Origin of the sequence: Pseudoalteromonas sp. A25 (assembly GCF_009176705.1) — a bacterium.
Taxonomy (GTDB): domain Bacteria; phylum Pseudomonadota; class Gammaproteobacteria; order Enterobacterales; family Alteromonadaceae; genus Pseudoalteromonas.
Window position 1 is genome coordinate 2763463 of the sequence record NZ_AP021846.1, and the last position, 18622, is coordinate 2782084.

15 protein-coding genes are annotated in these 18622 nt (G+C 41.2%); 5 read left to right on the top strand and 10 right to left on the bottom strand.

Annotation, left to right across the window (positions count from 1 at the left end; translation table 11 throughout):
• The first annotated feature begins 3 nt into the window (after positions 1-3).
• The 4 genes from GDK41_RS11825 (at position 4) to GDK41_RS11840 (ending at position 5751) form a co-directional block, all read left to right on the top strand.
• Positions 4-1914: an aminotransferase class V-fold PLP-dependent enzyme gene (locus GDK41_RS11825; protein WP_152086606.1), complete on the top strand. Its 1911-nt coding sequence runs from the start codon at positions 4-6 to the stop codon at positions 1912-1914.
• 273 nt (positions 1915-2187) lie between these two features.
• Positions 2188-2703, top strand: coding sequence for a class II glutamine amidotransferase (locus tag GDK41_RS11830; protein WP_152086607.1), 516 nt, complete (start codon positions 2188-2190; stop codon positions 2701-2703).
• Positions 2704-2815: 112 nt separating this feature from the next.
• Complete coding sequence (locus GDK41_RS11835) at positions 2816-3109, top strand: nuclear transport factor 2 family protein (RefSeq protein WP_152086608.1); 294 nt, start codon at positions 2816-2818, stop codon at positions 3107-3109.
• A 224-nt stretch (positions 3110-3333) separates the two neighbouring features.
• The gene (locus GDK41_RS11840; protein ID WP_172971605.1) at positions 3334-5751 is read left to right on the top strand and encodes a PAS domain-containing hybrid sensor histidine kinase/response regulator; all 2418 of its coding nucleotides are present in this window, start codon (positions 3334-3336) and stop codon (positions 5749-5751) included.
• A 454-nt stretch (positions 5752-6205) separates the two neighbouring features.
• Here the strand turns inward: GDK41_RS11840 and GDK41_RS11845 are convergent, their stop codons facing one another.
• From GDK41_RS11845 to GDK41_RS20240, 10 genes are all read right to left on the bottom strand, one after another.
• Positions 6206-7354: a hypothetical protein gene (locus GDK41_RS11845; protein WP_152086609.1), complete on the bottom strand. Its 1149-nt coding sequence runs from the start codon at positions 7352-7354 to the stop codon at positions 6206-6208.
• Entirely contained in the window at positions 7351-8319 is a 969-nt protein-coding gene (locus GDK41_RS11850; RefSeq protein WP_152086610.1) for a GlxA family transcriptional regulator, read from the bottom strand. The genes GDK41_RS11845 and GDK41_RS11850 overlap by 4 nt, the downstream gene beginning before the upstream one ends.
• 165 nt (positions 8320-8484) lie before the next feature.
• Positions 8485-10899: an ABC transporter permease gene (locus tag GDK41_RS11855; RefSeq protein ID WP_152086611.1), complete on the bottom strand. Its 2415-nt coding sequence runs from the start codon at positions 10897-10899 to the stop codon at positions 8485-8487.
• Positions 10892-11611, bottom strand: a complete 720-nt coding sequence (locus tag GDK41_RS11860) for an ABC transporter ATP-binding protein (RefSeq protein WP_152086612.1) — start codon at positions 11609-11611, stop codon at positions 10892-10894. Before GDK41_RS11860 ends, GDK41_RS11855 begins: the two co-directional genes overlap by 8 nt.
• 14 nt (positions 11612-11625) lie before the next feature.
• Positions 11626-12897: an efflux RND transporter periplasmic adaptor subunit gene (locus GDK41_RS11865; protein WP_152086613.1), complete on the bottom strand. Its 1272-nt coding sequence runs from the start codon at positions 12895-12897 to the stop codon at positions 11626-11628.
• Between the two features lie 157 nt (positions 12898-13054).
• Positions 13055-15124: a winged helix-turn-helix domain-containing protein gene (locus GDK41_RS11870; protein WP_152086614.1), complete on the bottom strand. Its 2070-nt coding sequence runs from the start codon at positions 15122-15124 to the stop codon at positions 13055-13057.
• A gap of 144 nt (positions 15125-15268) precedes the next feature.
• The gene (locus tag GDK41_RS11875) at positions 15269-15829 is read right to left on the bottom strand and encodes a hypothetical protein (protein WP_152086615.1); all 561 of its coding nucleotides are present in this window, start codon (positions 15827-15829) and stop codon (positions 15269-15271) included.
• A 45-nt stretch (positions 15830-15874) separates the two neighbouring features.
• Entirely contained in the window at positions 15875-16438 is a 564-nt protein-coding gene (locus GDK41_RS11880; protein ID WP_152086616.1) for a hypothetical protein, read from the bottom strand.
• 220 nt (positions 16439-16658) lie between these two features.
• Positions 16659-16805, bottom strand: a complete 147-nt coding sequence (locus tag GDK41_RS20235) for a hypothetical protein (protein WP_172971606.1) — start codon at positions 16803-16805, stop codon at positions 16659-16661.
• A 547-nt stretch (positions 16806-17352) separates the two neighbouring features.
• Complete coding sequence (locus tag GDK41_RS20240) at positions 17353-17499, bottom strand: hypothetical protein (RefSeq protein ID WP_172971607.1); 147 nt, start codon at positions 17497-17499, stop codon at positions 17353-17355.
• A gap of 222 nt (positions 17500-17721) precedes the next feature.
• On the opposite strand from GDK41_RS20240, the gene GDK41_RS11885 reads away from it, so the two are divergent.
• Positions 17722-18582, top strand: a complete 861-nt coding sequence (locus tag GDK41_RS11885; protein WP_152086617.1) for a LytR/AlgR family response regulator transcription factor — start codon at positions 17722-17724, stop codon at positions 18580-18582.
• The last annotated feature ends 40 nt before the right edge of the window (positions 18583-18622 follow it).

Here is an 18622-nt window from a genome sequence, read left to right on the forward strand (position 1 = left end):
ATTATGCTACCTGTCCTTCGTATCTTGCTAATCGAACAAGAGCCAGCCGTCTTACAAGCGCTTTCAACAAATCTGGCAAAAACAATCCCTAACTTTGAACGAGAAGATGTTCAGATAGATATTATCGAATGTCTCGACCTCCCGAACGCTTTGGAACATGTCACCGAAGATGGTGATATTCAGGCTGTGGTTCTGAGTTGGGATGCGCTCAATAAAAGTGAAGAGCAAGTTTACAGTCGATTTATCGACCAGTTAAAGAGCATTCGCCTTGAGTTGCCTGTGTATGTTATCGGCGACGATACCAAAGGACTAGAGATAGTCAACGAATCCGAAGAGATAGAGTCTTTCTTCTTCAAAGATGAAGTTATCTCCGATCCGGAAGCTATTTTAGGCTATATGATCAACGACTTCGACGACAGATCAGAAACCCCATTTTGGACGGCGTATCGCAGTTATGTTGGCGAAGCAAACGACTCTTGGCATACACCGGGGCATAGCGGTGGTTCTAGCTTTAGAAACTCCCCTTATATCAAAGATTTTTATCAGTTTTATGGTCGCAATGTATTTGTTGGTGACTTGTCGGTATCGGTCGACTCGTTAGGTTCGTTGTCCGATAGCACCAACACCATTGGCCGTGCGCAAGAGTCGGCTGCTGCAACGTTTGAAGTTAAGCGCACCTATTTTGTTACAAACGGGTCGTCTACCTCTAATAAGATCATTTTGCAGACCCTGCTTCGCAAAGGCGATAAGGTGATCATCGACCGCAATTGCCATAAATCTGTGCACTATGGCATTTTGCAATCGGCCAGTTTCCCTATTTATTTATCGAGTATTTTAAATCCGAAATACGGTATTTTCGCACCACCGTCGCTTGCTGATATCAAGATGGCGATTGAACAAAATACCGATGCGAAGTTGTTGGTGCTTACCGGTTGTACCTACGATGGTCTGCTGAGTGATTTAAAACAAGTGGTCGATTTTGCCCATCAACATGGGATAAAGGTATTTATCGATGAGGCTTGGTTTGCGTACTCTCTGTTTCATCCCAGCTTACGTTACTATTCCGCGATTCATGCCGGTGCTGACTACGTCACGCACTCTGCGCATAAAGTGGTATCGGCGTTTTCTCAGGCGTCTTATATTCATATTAACGACCCCGATTTTGATGCCGATTTCTTTCGAGAAATTTACAGTATTTACGCCAGTACATCGCCAAAATACCAGCTTATTGCCTCGCTCGATGTGTGCCAAAAGCAATTGGAAATGGAAGGCTATAAATTGCTCAATGCCCTGTTGAACCACGTGGAAGAATTTAAGCAGCAAATGGCCTCGCTTAAGCATATTAAAGTGCTCTCTAAGCAAGACTTTATGGAGATATTCCCACATTTTAGTGGCGATAATATGGGCCATGATCCGCTCAAAATTCTTATCGACATAAGCCAACTGCCCTATTCGTTAAAAGACATTCATAAATTCCTGCTGGATGAAATTGGCCTAGAAATCGAAAAGTACACCCATAGCACCATCTTGGTTCTACTTACGTTAGGCGGCACACGCTCTAAGATCATTCGTTTGTACAATGCCTTGAAAAAACTCGACAGCGGTAAAGTAAAGTTGTCTAAATCGACGCGACGCGCTCGCTTACCTGAGAATTTACCTGCCATAGATTTGGCGTGTATTCCAAGTGATGCATTCTATGGCGAACGAGAATCAGTGCCTATGAGCAAAGCCAACAACCGCATTTGTGCGGGTTTAGTTACCCCATATCCACCAGGTATTCCGCTGTTGGTGCCAGGCCAGCACATAACTGAAGATCATATCGATTACCTAAAAGAGTTGGCAGGGCAAGGCTTGACGATACAAGGCAGCTTTGATGGCGAGATCTATGTACTTGAAGAGAAAAAGGACAAGTAAAAAGCGCCACAGTCTTTGACAACCTCTCTTGGCAGCAAGGTCGCAAGACATTGCTGCTCTATCTGCATTGCGAAAATCTAAGTACAGTCTGCTTGATAGTCGTTGTTTGATTAAAGATTTGCGCGAGTTTAAGGGTTAGGCGGCATAATCTGGCTATTATTTCTTGAGTGTTCTATTGTAGTCGTTTTGAGTATCCCCATTGGCCATGGGTAACTCTTTAATTTATAAAGTCTAAATTGAAGAGGCAAAAGTGCAGCCTCGGATAATGGACGGTTGGATCAATTTCCCAATTTTAAGCGCAGTATTTTAAATAGCTTGTCAGATAAGGCTTTTAATCTGATCAAAGGCAACACCGACTCCGAATACGCTTTTGCATTGTTTATGGATACGATTGATTTTCGTGACAACTTATTGGCTGAAGAGTTAAAGCTCGCACTCTATGAAACCATCAGACGTATTATTCAATTTCGAATAGATAATGGCGCAAATACTAACGCGTTTATTAACTTTGCAGTGAGTGACGGTATCAGTACAGTTGCCACCCGTTTTGCAACGGATGCCAATAGCCAACCTGCCTCACTATTTTATACGCAAGGTACTTTTGACTACGAGCAATTGGCTGACGATATCACCGTTAATAAAGAGTCAAATGGCAATATCATTATATGTTCAGAGCCACTTACCGAAACATCCGAAGGATGGATAAAAGTAGCGCGTAATCACGCCATCGTTGTGGATTCTAATAATTCGGTCACGGTTGAAGCAATTCCAATCCCTTTTCAAAGCTAATGTGTCGTGTATGAGATAGAAAACCAGAGCTGAACGACCATAATTTGAGAATGTGCTCGCAAAGCATAATAATAGTACTTATAAACAACACAACCGCAATCTCCCAGATAAAATGACCGGATTGGTTGGCTTTTTACAAGAGTTTGTAGAAGATTACCCGGAGTATTCCTATGACGTTAAGCGTATTCTGGTCGACGGTGATTTTGTTATCTTCCACTCCCATGCAACGCTTTTCAAAGATGATAGAGGCAACGGCCAAAAAGGGATGAATATAATCGATACTTGGAAGGTTGAAAATGGGCATATTGTTGAGCACTGGGATTCTATTCAAGCACTTGATGGATTTATGCGCTTTTATTCGCAGGTAAGCGGTGGAACTATCCGTAATGATAACGGTGTTTTTTAACGATTAACCCGATGTAAGTAGAATAGTTTGATCCGATTTCTACGACTATTCTACTCTATACTTCCATATTAGAAACCAATAGTTACTTACTATTTAAAGCCATAAAGCTGACTTTTACGATTTCTTAAACATTACTGTTCACCTAAATAAATAACTCTGCCTGTAAACAAAGAGCAAGTTCCCTCTATACTAAGCATAATGCAGATAAAATATTTAACGGACCTATGCACACAAAGCTCACATTACTTGAACACAGAGTTCAGCAATTAGAAGCCCAACTTGAAGAAACAAACGCCGAACGCATAAAATACAAAAAGTTATTCGATGTATCTGGCGATGCGCTCTCTATTATCGACTTGAGTACCGGTCGCTTTATTGAATGTAACCAAGCCGCTGTTGTGTTGCACGGAGTAGCAAGCAAAGCGCACTTCCTTAAGCTACGCCCTGCGGATATTTCTCCGCAATTTCAGCCCTGTGGCAGATCCTCTGAAGAAATGGCGCGTGAATATATCGAAAACACATTTACATCAGGGCCTCAGCTGTTTCAATGGACTCACTCTCATTCAGATGGTTCAACGTTTCCTTGCCTAGTTTCTCTCACAGCGCTTCCTCTTGAAGATAAAAACCTCGTACTAGCTATCGGTCGAGACATTACAGAGCTGTATGAAACACAAATTCAATTAGATAATGCTATCAGCGATATAGAGCGATTTCAGTCAGCATATTTAGAAGAAAAAGAAAAATTTGAGCAATTTGTTAATTTAGCGCCAGTTGGTATCGCTATTAGCCGTTTGTCTGATGGTTCTTTTGAATATGTAAATGATGAGTTCAGCTATTTTAGTGGCTACAACGTTGATGAGTTAAACAATATGGATTATTGGCAACTCACACCCAAAAAATATGAGCAACAAGAACAACAACAGCTCGAGTCTTTAATGGCGCATGGACGGTACGGCCCTTACCAAAAAGAGTATATTCATAAGCGTGGCCATATGTACCCAGTTTTACTATCTGGTGTAAAAATAGCTAAAAGTGATGGTAGCGAATACATATGGTCTGTTGTTCAAGATATATCAGTACAAAAAAGCATTGAAAAACAATTGCAGGCAACAAAAGAAGAGGCAGAGCTGAGTGCCTTTAGAATGAAGCTTGCGAATGACTCTGCAGGCATCGGCGTGTGGGAGTGGGATGTCATTACCAATGAGCTAATATGGGATGAGTGGATGTACACGCTCTATGGTATCGATGAAACAGACTTTTCGGGAGCCTATGAAGCATGGGAAAACAGTGTTCACCCTGATGATATAGCAACGACTAAAGCGCAACTATTCGACGCAATCGCTGGAAAGGGCCGCTATGATCCCGAATTTCGAGTGGTTCATCCAGATGGGCAAATAAGAACCATGAAGGCAAGCGCTGAAGTCATTAGAGATAATAAGGGTCAAGCCCTAAAAATCATCGGCGTGAACTATGATATCACTGACAAAGTCAATGCGATTGCTGAATTAAAACAAGCTACACAAGCGGCCGATGAAGCCAATCGCGCTAAAAGCGAGTTTTTAGCCAATATGAGCCATGAGATCCGCACTCCAATGAATGCAATTCTGGGCAGCTTGCAGTTGCTACAAGCTACCCCACTCAATGAAGATTTAAAAACTATTCTCGTTAATGCATCGTCTTCAGCTAAGTCGCTACTCACACTTATCAATGACATACTGGATTACTCTAAAATAGAGAACAATAAACTAGAGCTTGAACAACAACCTTTTTTATTTGCCGAAGTAGTCAGTTCGGTAAGATTTGATGTTGATACACTGGTTAGCAATAAAGGTATTAGCCTGACCCATACCCTTGATGAAAGCTTTATCGACGGTTGGTTAGGTGACATTGTGAGAGTAAAGCAAATTCTACTTAATTTGGTGTCAAATGCGGTTAAGTTTACCGAAAAAGGCAGTGTTAAAATCGTACTTAGCTGTAAAGAGCATGAAGGAAAAAAAGCCGTATGTGTCACTGTCATTGATTCAGGGATCGGCATGAGTGAAACCGCACAAGCTCGCATATTTGAGCGTTTTGAGCAAGCCGATAGCTCCACCACACGAAAATTTGGTGGCACGGGACTTGGCATGTCTATTACCATGAGCCTAGTAAAACTGATGGGGGGTACAGTTAAATTAACGAGCAAGTTAGGCGTTGGCACAACCATAGATGTCATATTGCCACTGGAGCCAACTGATAGAAATATTAAAAGCCAAGTACACAAAGCAGTAATCGCACCTCAGCTAGATGGAAAGCACATCCTTGTCGCCGAAGATAACCCAATTAATCAGGTACTTATTAGGTCGATGCTCAAAGATACCCATGCCACAATCTCACTAGTGGAAAATGGTAAGTTGGCAGTCGATGCCGTTAAAAATGAACACTTTGATTTGATCCTTATGGATATACAGATGCCTGAAATGGATGGCGTTGAGGCGTTAAATGAAATATCTAAAATCAAACCTGATATTGATATCGTCGCACTTACTGCAAATGTCATGGTGGCAGACGTTGAAAGGTATTTACAACAAGGCTTCGTAGCGCATATTGGCAAACCCGTCGATATGAATCACTTATACGGTGTATTAACTCAATATTTAACCTAAACTCGGGGTAATAGATATGACAAAGTTAGTTATATCAGTCCATTACCAAATCATACAGTGCTGCTATTTTGTGCAGTTCATGGCGAGTTCGCGTACGTAATAGCGAGCGATTGCTAGCGAATTCAACGCAGAAATACGCAAAAAGTGCAGTGCTGTAGCATGTTGCTTATCCCAAGTTCAGGTTACTTAACTTAAAGTTGCTCACATAGTCACCTATATGAGTAACTTTCCAATCGACATAACCGAAACGTTAAACCATTAAAAGATTATATTTTTTAATAGTTTGGCATAATTTTAATGCTTACAAATGATACCGATTTGCTGAATTGAGTGGCCTCTATTTAGTTGAGAAAACCTACCGATAGCAAGGCAAAATAAGTCGCTATTCAGTTGCTCTAAATAAGAAACTTTTAACACAGCGAGTGTTACGATTTAGTATATGGAATACAACTTATTACTCGTAAAGATAAGCCGCTGCAGCTTGGCTCATTTTCTTAAAGTCATGACCAACGCCCTTTACCGTATGGTGCTGCCAATTAAAGGTTGCTCCCAACTTATTCGCGTATCGCTCACTATGCTCAAAAAAGTGGTGGCTTCTTGAGAGTCTACCTAACCCTCGTTTATCTGTTGTAGGCGTATGGAGCATACTGCCTCGGGTTTCATTTTCATTATCCAACTCACCAATTAATAAGGTAAGCTTTTTGGCAAAACTATGGCGCAAATGCTCATCTGACAAGCGGCTATTTTTTAATCCAAACGGAATATTTTCGTTGCGATTAGCTTGGGTGTAAAAGCCCGAGTTTGCAGCCACTATCCGCTCGGCTTTTGAATCCGCTTGAAATATGGCAAAACGGTGTAGTATTTGTCCACCGGCCGAATGGCCAAAAATATCATAATGAGTTTGTGGTGCCGCCAACGCGCCAATGGCACTTTCAAAAATTCGGTCAAAGTCGTTAAACATCCAAGTTTGTGCCTCATTATTGATATCAAATACCAATTCATTGTTTTTAAAACGGTATTTACTGGTTTTTTGTCCCTCAGCCAGTGCTTGTTTATTATTAAAAACCAAGTTCGACACTATGCCAGCCAAATGGTAGCTAGCAAAGTCATACTCCTGTTCAGCATAAGCTGGTGATAGTATCAGTACGTTATGCTTCTCTGAAGCCTCCACCCAACTATCTCGGTAACTCCAAGCATTTCGCCCCGCCCCAGGGATAACCAATAATACCTTCGAGTTGCTATTGAAATCGCGTGGCTTATGGTAGAACACATTGATGAGTTTATCCTCACGCCCTTGCCCACCTGAAATAAAATAGTTCCCGGAGCCTGTGTGAAGTGTTAAACCTTGAGTAACCGTTCGCGGGTGCAGCTCGATGAGGTTCATTTTACAAATTGGGCACTGTCCGTCCTGCTCATAGACGGTCGTTTGATATATATTCTTAACGTGAGGGCACAGTTGACAGACATACTTTACCTTTGTGTCATTGCCTACTTTCACCAACGGTGCGTGTTCATGATTATGAGTTAGCTGTGAAGGGACTGATTGAGCAGTAGCTTGATTGCTAAATACCAGCGAGATAATAAATAGTGCTAAAAACTTCATAATAATTCCTCACTCTGTGTTAAAAAAGCGCTGCGATAAGCGCTTGGACTAACAGAAAAATTGCGCTGAAAAGCGCGATTAAAGCCATGACTGGTATGATAACCAAGGCTAAACGCTATCGATTTTATGCTTTTATCAGACGTAGCCAGCAGTTCACTAGCTAGTTGCATGCGGTACTTTTCAATATATTGTGCAGGTGTATTATCGGTCTCTGATAAAAACAATCTGTGACATTGTCGCTCACTCAGATGCACCACTTGTGCTAGGTCTTGCACCGAAATCTCTTCATGCACATGCTCTTTTATCCATTCATTGACCATTTCCATACGTGGCGTTCTGGGCTTTTGCATGTTTAATAAATCAGAAAACTGCTTTTGATTGCCTGAGCGCTTTAAATACACCACTAAGTGTTTTGCAACCTGATGAGACGCCGCTTTTCCTAGGTCTAGCTCAATTAAGCGCAACGTTAAGTCAATACCAGACGTAACCCCAGCAGACGACCAATAGCGCCCGTCTTGAACATAGAGTTTTTCGCAATCGACATTTAAATGTGGAAATTGCATTTTAAGGTCTTCGATAAACGCCCAGTGAGTCGTGACATTGGTGCCTTCTTTAAGTCCGGCTCTGGCAGTAAAGTATACGCCTGTGCATATTGATACAACTCGCTCACAGCGCGACATCAGGCTCGCAAGCGCCTGCAGTTGTTGCGCCGTAAATGATTCACTTCTGGAGCCCTTTCCTCCAGGGATCACCAAAGTATGACACTCCTCAACCTCGCTAATTGCCAATTCAGGCATAATTTGCAACCCTGCTTCACAACGCACGGGCCCGTTGTTAAAACCAATCACTTTGAGAGAATAACTGTCTGATACTGCCTGACTGGCTTCGTAAAAGGCAGATTGAGGGCCCGACAAGTCAAGTAACTCCATACCTTCGTAGGCTAAAAAACAAATACGTTTATACATTGCGCTTTTCTACTTAATAACACAGTAGCCAAGTATACATCTAAACCAAGTATGGCTTAAACGACACCAAAGCAACCAATGCTGCCATTATTAATCAAAAATTAGTATCCGTTTAGCCTAACAAAGATAAGGGGTAACGATAGGTTTACCCCTTATCTGCGTTGTTTATTCGCTCGCAAGCGCCGCGGCGGGCTTAGCATGAATCGCTTTAAATGCAATCACCATAATTGTTACGTAAGCAATTACCAAGCTTACAGCAACCCCCACAGCAAACGCACTTACCGGCAACTCTATACGATAGATAAAGTTATTCAACCAGTTGCTTACATGCCAATACGCAACTGGTAATGCCAGTATATTTGCCAGTAATATCAATATCGTAAATGGACTTAGTAACATAATGCATAACTGATAGTTTGCTGCGCCCAATACCTTACGAATGGCAATTTCTTTCACTTTACGTTGCGCCATAAAGGCTGCCAGTCCAAGCAAACCTATACTTGTCACCACAAATGCAAGTACGGTAAATACGTTCAGTAACTTAGTTTGTAAGGTTTCGTTTCGATAAGAGGCTGAAAACAAGTCATTGAGCCAGTCATATTTAAATGCCACATTACTATCTAGGCTCAACCAGATCTGCTCTAACTCTTTCACTGTATCTAGGTCCGCGTTGCCTGTTAGGCGTATTGATAACCAACGTAATGATAAGTCTTGTGGTTGCTCAGATAATACGTACAGCATGGGGGCTAGTTGGTTTTTGGCATTAATATAGTGAGTATCTTCAGTAACGCCTATGATTTGATGAGTATGAAAGCCCTCATTGGTCCCCCCCAATACGATGCTCTTGCCAACAGCGTCCTCTGCGCTCCACCCCAAAGTTTGCGCCAACGTTAAGTTGATCACTAATTTGCCCATACTATTTGCAATGTTTTGTTTATCTTCTTTATAAGCATCATTGACATACGCCTTCCCAAAGCCTCTTCCCGAGAGTATTTTAATGCCAAATGTAGCAAAGAAATCATAGCTCACAGGGTTATTCCCGACCCATACTTCAGTATCCATCGCATCGGGTCGTCTAACCACATGAGAAGTGCGCGTAGCCTTGGTTGGCACGGTATGAGACATCGTAACCGCTTCTACTTCACTGAGCTGCATTGCTTGAACTTTAAAAGCGTTGTAAACACTGGCACCGCGGCTCACTACCAGTACATTGTCTCGGTCATAGCCTTGGGGCATATTTTGCACGTAGTGCATTTGCCAATTCACCACTAAGCTCACGACCAATAACAAAGCCGCAACGGCAAACTGAGACACAATCAGCAGTTGCCTAAATAACACATTACCGCGAGATGTATTAATTACCCCTTTAAGCACCAGTGCAGCGCTTTGACTACTTAAGAAAAATGCAGGGTACCCACCAGCTAGCAATGACACTAAAACACAAATAGCAAGCAACTGCCCACACAACTGACTATTTAACTCAATTGCTAAGTTCACGTTCATTAACTGATTAAACCACGGCAAACAAAGATATACGCCAAGAATAGCGAATACAGCTGCCAGCAATGTGAGTAAAGTAGACTCAAATAGATATTGAGTAACCAGCTGCAGGCGGCTTGCACCGATGGCTTTTCGCACCCCCACATCTTTACCTCTGCGCATCGCAGCAGCAGTCGCCAAGTTGGTAAAGTTAACACTTGCCAAAAACAAAATAAGCACAGCAATAATACTAAACGCCTTGACCATCATTTCACTGCCTGATGCAACGAGTGATCGCGTAGTGGTATTGTTTAAATACACATCAAGTAAAGGTTCAAATTCAACACGGTAGCGCTTGTAAGAAGTCAGCCCTTTGACTCGTTGGTCATAAAAGTTACTCACACTGTCGTTTAGCGCAAGCACATCAGTGGCACTTTTAATTTTGGCAAAAGTTATGGTTGCATTAAAGTTCCAAAGTTGTGTCCACTGTATATTGGGTAACAAGCCAAAGTAACTTTTTAGTGGTAACAATATTGTTTCTGGTAGGGTATGCGGCTGCAGTGTTTTTTTGATTACGCCAGTTACCAAATATTGTTCACCATTAACCGTTAATGATTGACCAATTATATTGTTCACTCTGCCAAAATATTTTTGCGCTAATAGTTGATGAAGCACCACACTATTAGGTGAATTAAGCGCCGTGTGAATATCTCCTTCGATAAGCTCAAAGTCGAAAAAAGTGAAAAAGTTGCTATCTACAAAGATGGCTTGTTGAGCATATACACCGTCGTTTTGCTTTATCGAGACTGACGATGATGAAATACGCGTTACGTCTTCTACTTGTTGAAAATTGCTATTTAATTCACCGGCCAGCCGAATAGGTGTTAACGCTTGAGGTTTGTTGTCATCTCTAAACAAATTTATCCGATAGATATCTTTTGCATCTGTAAACTGGGTATTGTAACTCGATTGATGAGCAACATATTGCTGGATTAAAACATAACATCCAATCCCTATCACCAAACCCAATAACTGGATAAGACTAGTGAGTTTATCTCGGTATAAGTGCCGAAATGCCACAAGAAAATAAAGCTTAAACATTTACAGCCTCCTTGCTTTGGCCACGTCTTGCTTTAACAACGGCACTGTCTGTTCGTACTTGGCCATCTAAAAGTTCAATAACACGCGTGCCAAAATGTACATGTTCAGGCGCATGCGTTACCATCAAAATAGTCGTGCCATCTTCTTGGTTTAATTGGCGAAGCAACTGCATTACCTGCGTTGAGTTGTTTGAGTCTAAATTTCCGGTTGGCTCATCCGCCAAAATAAGCGCAGGTTTAGTTACAATAGCGCGCGCAATCGCAACTCGCTGCTGTTGACCACCAGAGAGCTTTGCGGGTAAATGCTCGCGGCGATGTAAAATATCAACACGACGCATCACCTCTTCTACGCGTTGTTTTCGCTCTTGCTTACTTACTTTATGATAAATGAGCGGCAGCTCAATATTTTGCTCTACTGTGAGCTCATCTAACAAATTAAAGCTTTGAAAAATAAAGCCAATATACTGCTTACGCAATACTGCTTTACTTGCCTCGCTGATGCGCTCTACTTGAGTATCAAAAAAAGTAAACTGACCTTCGTCGATGCTATCCAGCATACCTAACACATTAAGCAAGGTAGATTTTCCACAGCCAGAGGGCCCAAGAATTGATACAAACTCCCCTTGTTCAATACTCAAACTCATATTATTAATGGCTAGAGTTTCAACATGCTCTCCAACAAAAGACCGAGATATTTTATTTATTTTAATCATTACGTTACCTGCTTTTAGTTATTTTTGATTATGGTTAGGTGTTCAGCGTCAGCAAAGCTGGCATAAGAAGAAGTGATCACCTGCTCTTGAGGGGCAAGCCCAGACAGCACCTCTATATTTTGTGGATTTTTTCGACCTGTGGTGATCATGCGCTTAGTGGCTTGCTCACCATTTTCTGATAATACAAACACCCAGTTGCCTGCGGTGTATTGCATAAAACCACCATTAGCAATCTGTAGTTTGCTTTCACTGCTTGAGAGGTTAAATTTAAGTTGTAAGCTTTGTCCTAAGCGCAGTTGCGACATCACACTTAGCTCATTGATATTGAAATCTATTTTAAATGTCCCCTGCTCAATACCGGGATAAATTTTAGCAACTGATAGCTCTATGGTTTGCTGACCCAACAAAAAGGTGGCTTTTTGCTCCTTGTGTACGCGACTGATATAAAACTCATCAACTAACGCCGACACTTTATAGCGCTCAATCAAGTCAACTTGCCCGATACGTTGCCCGTTACTTTTTGACTCCCCTACTTTGGCATCTAAAAAGGTTAGCTGCCCGGCACGCGGTGCTTTGATCACCAGCTTATCTAAGCTAGCGCGAGAGATAGCTAAGTTTGCTTCCAATGTTTTGATACTTTGTGACAGTTGCTCTAACTGTTGAGTTTGCAGCAACGCCTCTTTTTGCTGGCTCTGTTTGACCGTTTCACGGTATTTTATTTGATACTGCAACTCGTCTTGCGTCTGTTCAAAAGCCTGCTGAGAGATCAGTTGTTGATCGGCCAAGCGCTTGTTACGTGCAAACTCCTTTTCAAGCTTAAGCACCTCATAATCAAGCTCTATTACATCTCGCTTGAGTTTGAGTTGATTTTGCTCAAGCGCCAAGCGCGTGTTACGCATGTTATTGATCTGCTCCGATACCTCGGCCTCTCTGGCCAACACATTAAGCTGTAAGTTGGTGTTGCTAAGTTTTAGTATTGGCTGATCTTGTGCGACCAATGCCCCTTCTTGCACATAAACTTGTTCAACACGTCCGCCATCTATGGCATCAATATAAATCGTGTCTTGTGGTTCAACCACTCCTCTTAGAGGAAGGTACTCAGTGAATGCCCCTTGCGAAACCGCGCTCACCGATAACGAACCTTGCGGTACGTTATAAGTCTTACCTTGCGAGACATTGTTACTTGCAAAAGTGATCGCGCCATACACGCCAACTGCGCTAAGGCCACCAATAAGCACCTTGGTGTAAACTCTTGAGTTTGTTTTTTTTGAAATTGGTATATCCATACATGCTCCTGCCAAACTGGTTAGCTAGAGCATGCTCATGAACGTGTAAAAAGTAAGGAACGCTAAATGATTTATGAGTGAATTGTTTGCGCAAAGTTGTGACCAAGTGAGTGGTCACAACTTTTATAAGTATTAATTACAATAAGATAAACTAATACTATGGTGAGATAGTTACCATAACATCGGCAATGGCTTGCGTCATTTTGGTTGCTAATATGCCATGTTTGTTCACACTAAAGTCGAGTGTTTCTGGCTGGATACCCCATTGTGATACACGTTCATCATCTATTGATGCATATTGAATCTGCGTACTATTTTGAGTTGGGCACAGCACACCTTGTTCAAAACGATGCAAATTCAGTTTTCGCTCACTTAACGCAGGCTGACATACCAAGGGTAAATCTCTCATTCGCTCAGCGTGTGCTGACAATAAGACAACCTGACCGCTTTGCTGTGCAACCAGTGCATATTGCTGCTGGGCTGGTAAATACAGGCCACCAACATAGCCTTGCACAAAATCTGTGAGCTCGTCGTTCGTTAAGTCAAACAGCATCATATGCCAGCGGTTGTCAATCAGCGAGCTAAACAGCAGTTTCTCGTTCGATTGCCAACTAGCTGCTTGGATCGATTGATTGTTTAGTGGTAGCTGTCGCATAGTTTTCGTTGCTATATCAACAACAAATAATTGATTGTCAGCTAATACCAACAACTTTGAATCATCAAAAGAGAATGCCAAGTGATACAACTTTACCTGATGCTCAAAAGATGAAATAGCCATGGGCGCTGTCATTGTGTCATCAGTTTTTTGGACCAAGTATACCTCAGAGCCCGTTGAGCGCTTTGATACAAACGCATAACTGCTGGAATGATTTGCTAATGCTGGCAAGTAATCCATTACCGATGAGTTATTTTGCTCAACAACTTGTGAGCGCATATGAGTTTGCTCAAAAAAGCTGTGATAAACCAAATCGCGATTAAGAAGATAAGAAACGAAAACATAATCTTGCCCATTATTAACCCGCTGCATATGTTTAACCCGAGAGGTGTTACTAGCCACAACTGCGCGTTTTTCGCCAGCTAAACTGCTTTGCCATAACTCATACGCGGGATGTGGCGAAGGGTGAACAATACTTTCACTATCATGGCTAAACACAACAGACCGCATTAAATAATTGAGTTGCCCTGTTTTAGTTAGCACTGCACCATCTAAAGATAAGGTATAAATAGCAGTGACAGGCGCAAACTCGCTATTAAGCATCACCAGTGATTTGCCATTTGGTGCAATATCAAAGGCATAATTACCTTTACCGGCGGTAATTGGCTGATTCAGGATCTCTTTTTTACCCGTTGCTAAGTCCAGTCTAAATATTTGATAGCCCTGTTTTAAGGAAACCCTATCGTTAAAAAATAGCGATTTCCCGATGGGTGAAAACACTAGGTGTGGCGCGCTTTGCTCACCGCAAGCGCTTAGCCGCTGCCATGATTGCACATTGTCTACTTGCGTGAGCGCTGCTTTATAAATCACACATTGCTCCGCCGATTTTGCAACAAATGCCACCTGTTTACCATCTGGCGACCAAGCCAAACGAGACAATTGCCAGTCAGGCAAACTTAGTACAACACGCTGATGGTCGCCCAGTTGCTCTATCACAATTGTAGAAGCGCCTTGTGCACTGACGTTGGTGTAAGCAATACGTGTCAAGTCGGGCGACATAGCAGGAAACAGCTCTTGCCCTACATCTCGAGTAAGCGGTTTAATTGATTTGGTATGTAATGTACTGGGTGCAAAATATTGCGCTGCCAACATACCTATGCCCACCAGTAACACCGCCACGAGTGAGAACACCGTTTTTCGAGTAGTAGCACGTCTATGAGGCAGCTCTAGAGTGCTGATGTTTTTTTGAGTGGGCTGCTCACTGGCAGTAACAACCTGAGTTAGGCAGTAGCCTTTACGCGGCACCGTAACTATAAACTGTGGCGTTTTAGGATCATCGCCCAGCGCCCTTCTTACTTTAACTAAGGTGCGGCTAATAGCATTGTCAGTCACTATTGTGCCCGCCCAAACTTGTTCCATTAGCTCATCTTTGCTGATCACCCGTTGTGGATTTTGGAAAAAATATACCAATAGATCATATACTTTTGGTGCCAGCGGCACGACTAACCCAGCACAACGCAGCTGTTGATGATGCGTGTCGATTTCAAATTGTTGGCAGTGTAAGTAGCGCAACCTTAAACCTTATTCTTTTTATTTTATAAATACACCGCTGTAGCTTACTGCAAATCGATAAATTAGGTAAGCCAACGCAGCTTAAAGATGAAGTTTTGTGTTATCACGCATTTAAGTCATAACAATCAGCTTTCATGTTGATATTTACGCAGCCTCAGTACGCTGCTTAAAGTAGGCTAAAGTTTGCCGGATTGGGTAGATAGACATCGCAGTTACTGCAATTATATTGCAGCTCCAAACTCCGATTGTATAAATGGGAGAAAGCTCATGATAATCAAAATAGCCTCTGGCCAATAACTGAATAAATATCAACGTAATAACAGTAAACTTTGCGTACAAACAAAATCTCGCTGTTTGCGAAAACAAACAGCCTTTCATCCTGTGTGCAATAGTAAGCATTGCAATAAATAAAAAGAGGTTTCCAATCATTCCAGCATAGAACACTCTAATGCGATAGACCTGTTCAAACTGCAACGACAGCAGATATTGCTCAATTTCACTTCCATAAAGATGAGATAACCCAAAACACAATATCGTGATAAAACAGGAATGCATTTCATGCAGTTGTAGTGATTTTAAATCTTTCCCTCGCGCATAAAATAATGACCAGCCATGTTTTGGCAATTGCGTTACTAAAAACCAGAGTACAATAAGCGACTCATAGCCCTTCAATATCCATCCTAATTGATATAAAAACTCATTCATGGACAACTGCTCTATAAGTGCCGATTTCGAGTAAGCTAATAAGCACTATAAAGCCTCTCTACGTTGTTTAATAAAAACTAGGGTTTGACGGATGGGGTAAACAGACATCGCAGACACTGCGACTATATTGCAGATCCAAACTGCCACAAAGTAAACCATCACAAGCGCATGGTAATCAACATACCCCCTTGCGATAAGCTGTATAAATTGCAAGGTGATTACAGCAATCGTGGTGTACATACACACTCTAGTCGTTCTAGAAAATAAACATTGCCGAGCCCGATGATAACTGAAGATCACTATCAGATAGATGAACTGAATGATCATACCTGATATGTAAAAAACTTTGATTTTATTATTTAAATCAGCGATGAGCGGACTTACAAAAAACTGCTCGATTTCAGAGGCGAACACATGGAAAACGAACATACAAAGAATAGTCATAAAGCAAGAATGCATTTCGTGATGCTCTAAGGATTTGAATGACTTTCCTCGTACGTAAAATAATGACCAACTATATTTTGACCATTGCGATACGAAAAACCAAAGAAGAAGAGCAAATTCATACCCTTTAATTATCCACTCTAACTGATACAAAAACTGACTCATGAACGGTAACTTTATGTTGATTATATTTGTAAAGCTTCATGTGACTAAAACTATCGTTCACTTCTAAGCATTTTTTTACCCTTAAAACAGTGCAGTCACCTCTGGTTTATTCGAAAGCATTACTGATCTTTTGCTAAACCCTAGCCTATTATTAGAATCATTAAACTGTGTTGGATACCTTTCTAAGAAACAAAATTTATCACAAGTGGATAACTTATGTTCACTTTTTAAAATAAACCAAAATTTGGCGGACTGGATAGATTGAAATAGCAACAACACCAATTAAGTTGCTCGTCCAAAATATTGACTTATAAACAGGCTTTAATTCATGATAATCAAAATAACCTCTTGCTATCAACTGCATCATGGCAACTCCCATTATAATGAATGTCGTATAAGAGCATATCCGAGCTGTTAAAGAAAACAATAACCTTTGCATTCTATGCAAGCAAAACAGAGTTAGCAAAAACATGAACTGGTTAACTAATATAACCAGGTAAAAAACCCTTATTTTGTCCCCCAGTTCTGGCAAAAATAAGGCTAGAAGAGCTACTTCTATTTCGGTTCCGATCAAATGGAAGATTAAAAAGCACACAATAGTTGTAGAGTAAGAGTGAATCTCATGAGATCTTAAGGACACGAGAGAGTTACCGCGCACATATAACAATGACCAGCTATAGGCGGAAAAATGAGTTACAAAAAACCAACTCAATATCAAGATCTCATACAATAATACAATCCGATTTACTGAAAATAAAAACTCTTTTAGGTCCATAGCGCCATTATCTATAATAATTTCATGAAATTTGAGGTTATGAGGTAGGAGAGTATAAGAATTTAAAACGATATATCTAATAAAAACATGCAATTATCCTAAATCTATTTTTTACTAAAAGTCTAAGCATTCCTACTACCTACAAGTGTTCTTCACTTAAACTAACTAAATATGCATAGAGCATCAGTAAACATACCATATCTTCTGTAAGCATGCTTTGTAAAACAGTCAAAGCCCACGCTAAACAAAGTACCTGAGCTATTAGATAAGTACTGAGTAAAAACATGGTTCACCTTCAGTCAATCAAGCTTCGGAGTAAAGATATAAAATGCTAATTTTTAGAAAGTAAGATGAAAAAACATACTCAACACTGTTTATAAAATCCGGCATACATTACATCTAACGAGACTTCTAAGTATTGCGAACTTTATCCCCAAATCCGGGTCTATTTATGCTAATTTAGAACCTTGAAACATTGCTCACAACACACATAGTTAGGTATTGGCTAGTGGACACATTACTTAAACAACACTTTTATCGATTGAAAGATTATCAACTCATGTTGATTGGCTGGGCAGTGATCCTCACTGTTGTTTGCTTAAACTGCACGGCGCACAGTTTATTGATTGCTAAAGAGCGAGTTGATATTGCCTCTTCTATCATTTGGTCACTGCAAAAGTTTGGTGTATGGCTAGTCATGACGCCTGCGCTGTGTAATGCATTAACTAATCGCGATAATACATCATTAACCGCGCACTATACTTTGGTCGGTGCTTATGCGGTGAGCTTTGCGCTTGCCGTAAATACCGCTTTAGATATCACCTTAGAGCAATTAACTTGGCAAGAGAGCTTAGTGTATCAGTGGCATCATCATGTCATCGCGTACATCTCGATTGTATGCGTGTGGCATCTAAAGCATCGCATTTTATATAGCAACGCCTCGCTGACCAACGCCGATGTACGTAAGTTATGTCAGCCCAAACCTTTTCAAAAAAGTGAAGCGACCAAAACAGCGCACACTCACCCACAGCAAATAAACGAAAGTCAAACGCTAGCAAAGTATTTAGACCTAGATAATACTCAGATCCCCCTTGATGATATTATGTTTATAAAAGCAGCTGGCAATTACATTGAAGTGACCAGCAATACAAAAACGTACTTACTGCGCGCTACGATGAAAGAGCTTAACGAGCTACTACCCAGTGACCAGTTTTTCCGCAGCCATCGCTCGTACTTCATTAATATGGCTTACGCGCAAAAAGTGATTAACGAACGCTCTGGCCACGGAATAATCATATTAAAAACCCAGCAGCACGTTCCTGTTAGTAAAAGTAAACGCCAAGCTGCACATGCTATGTTAGGTCAATAATCACAAGCAACTGGGACGAATGGAGGATATTAAACAGGTC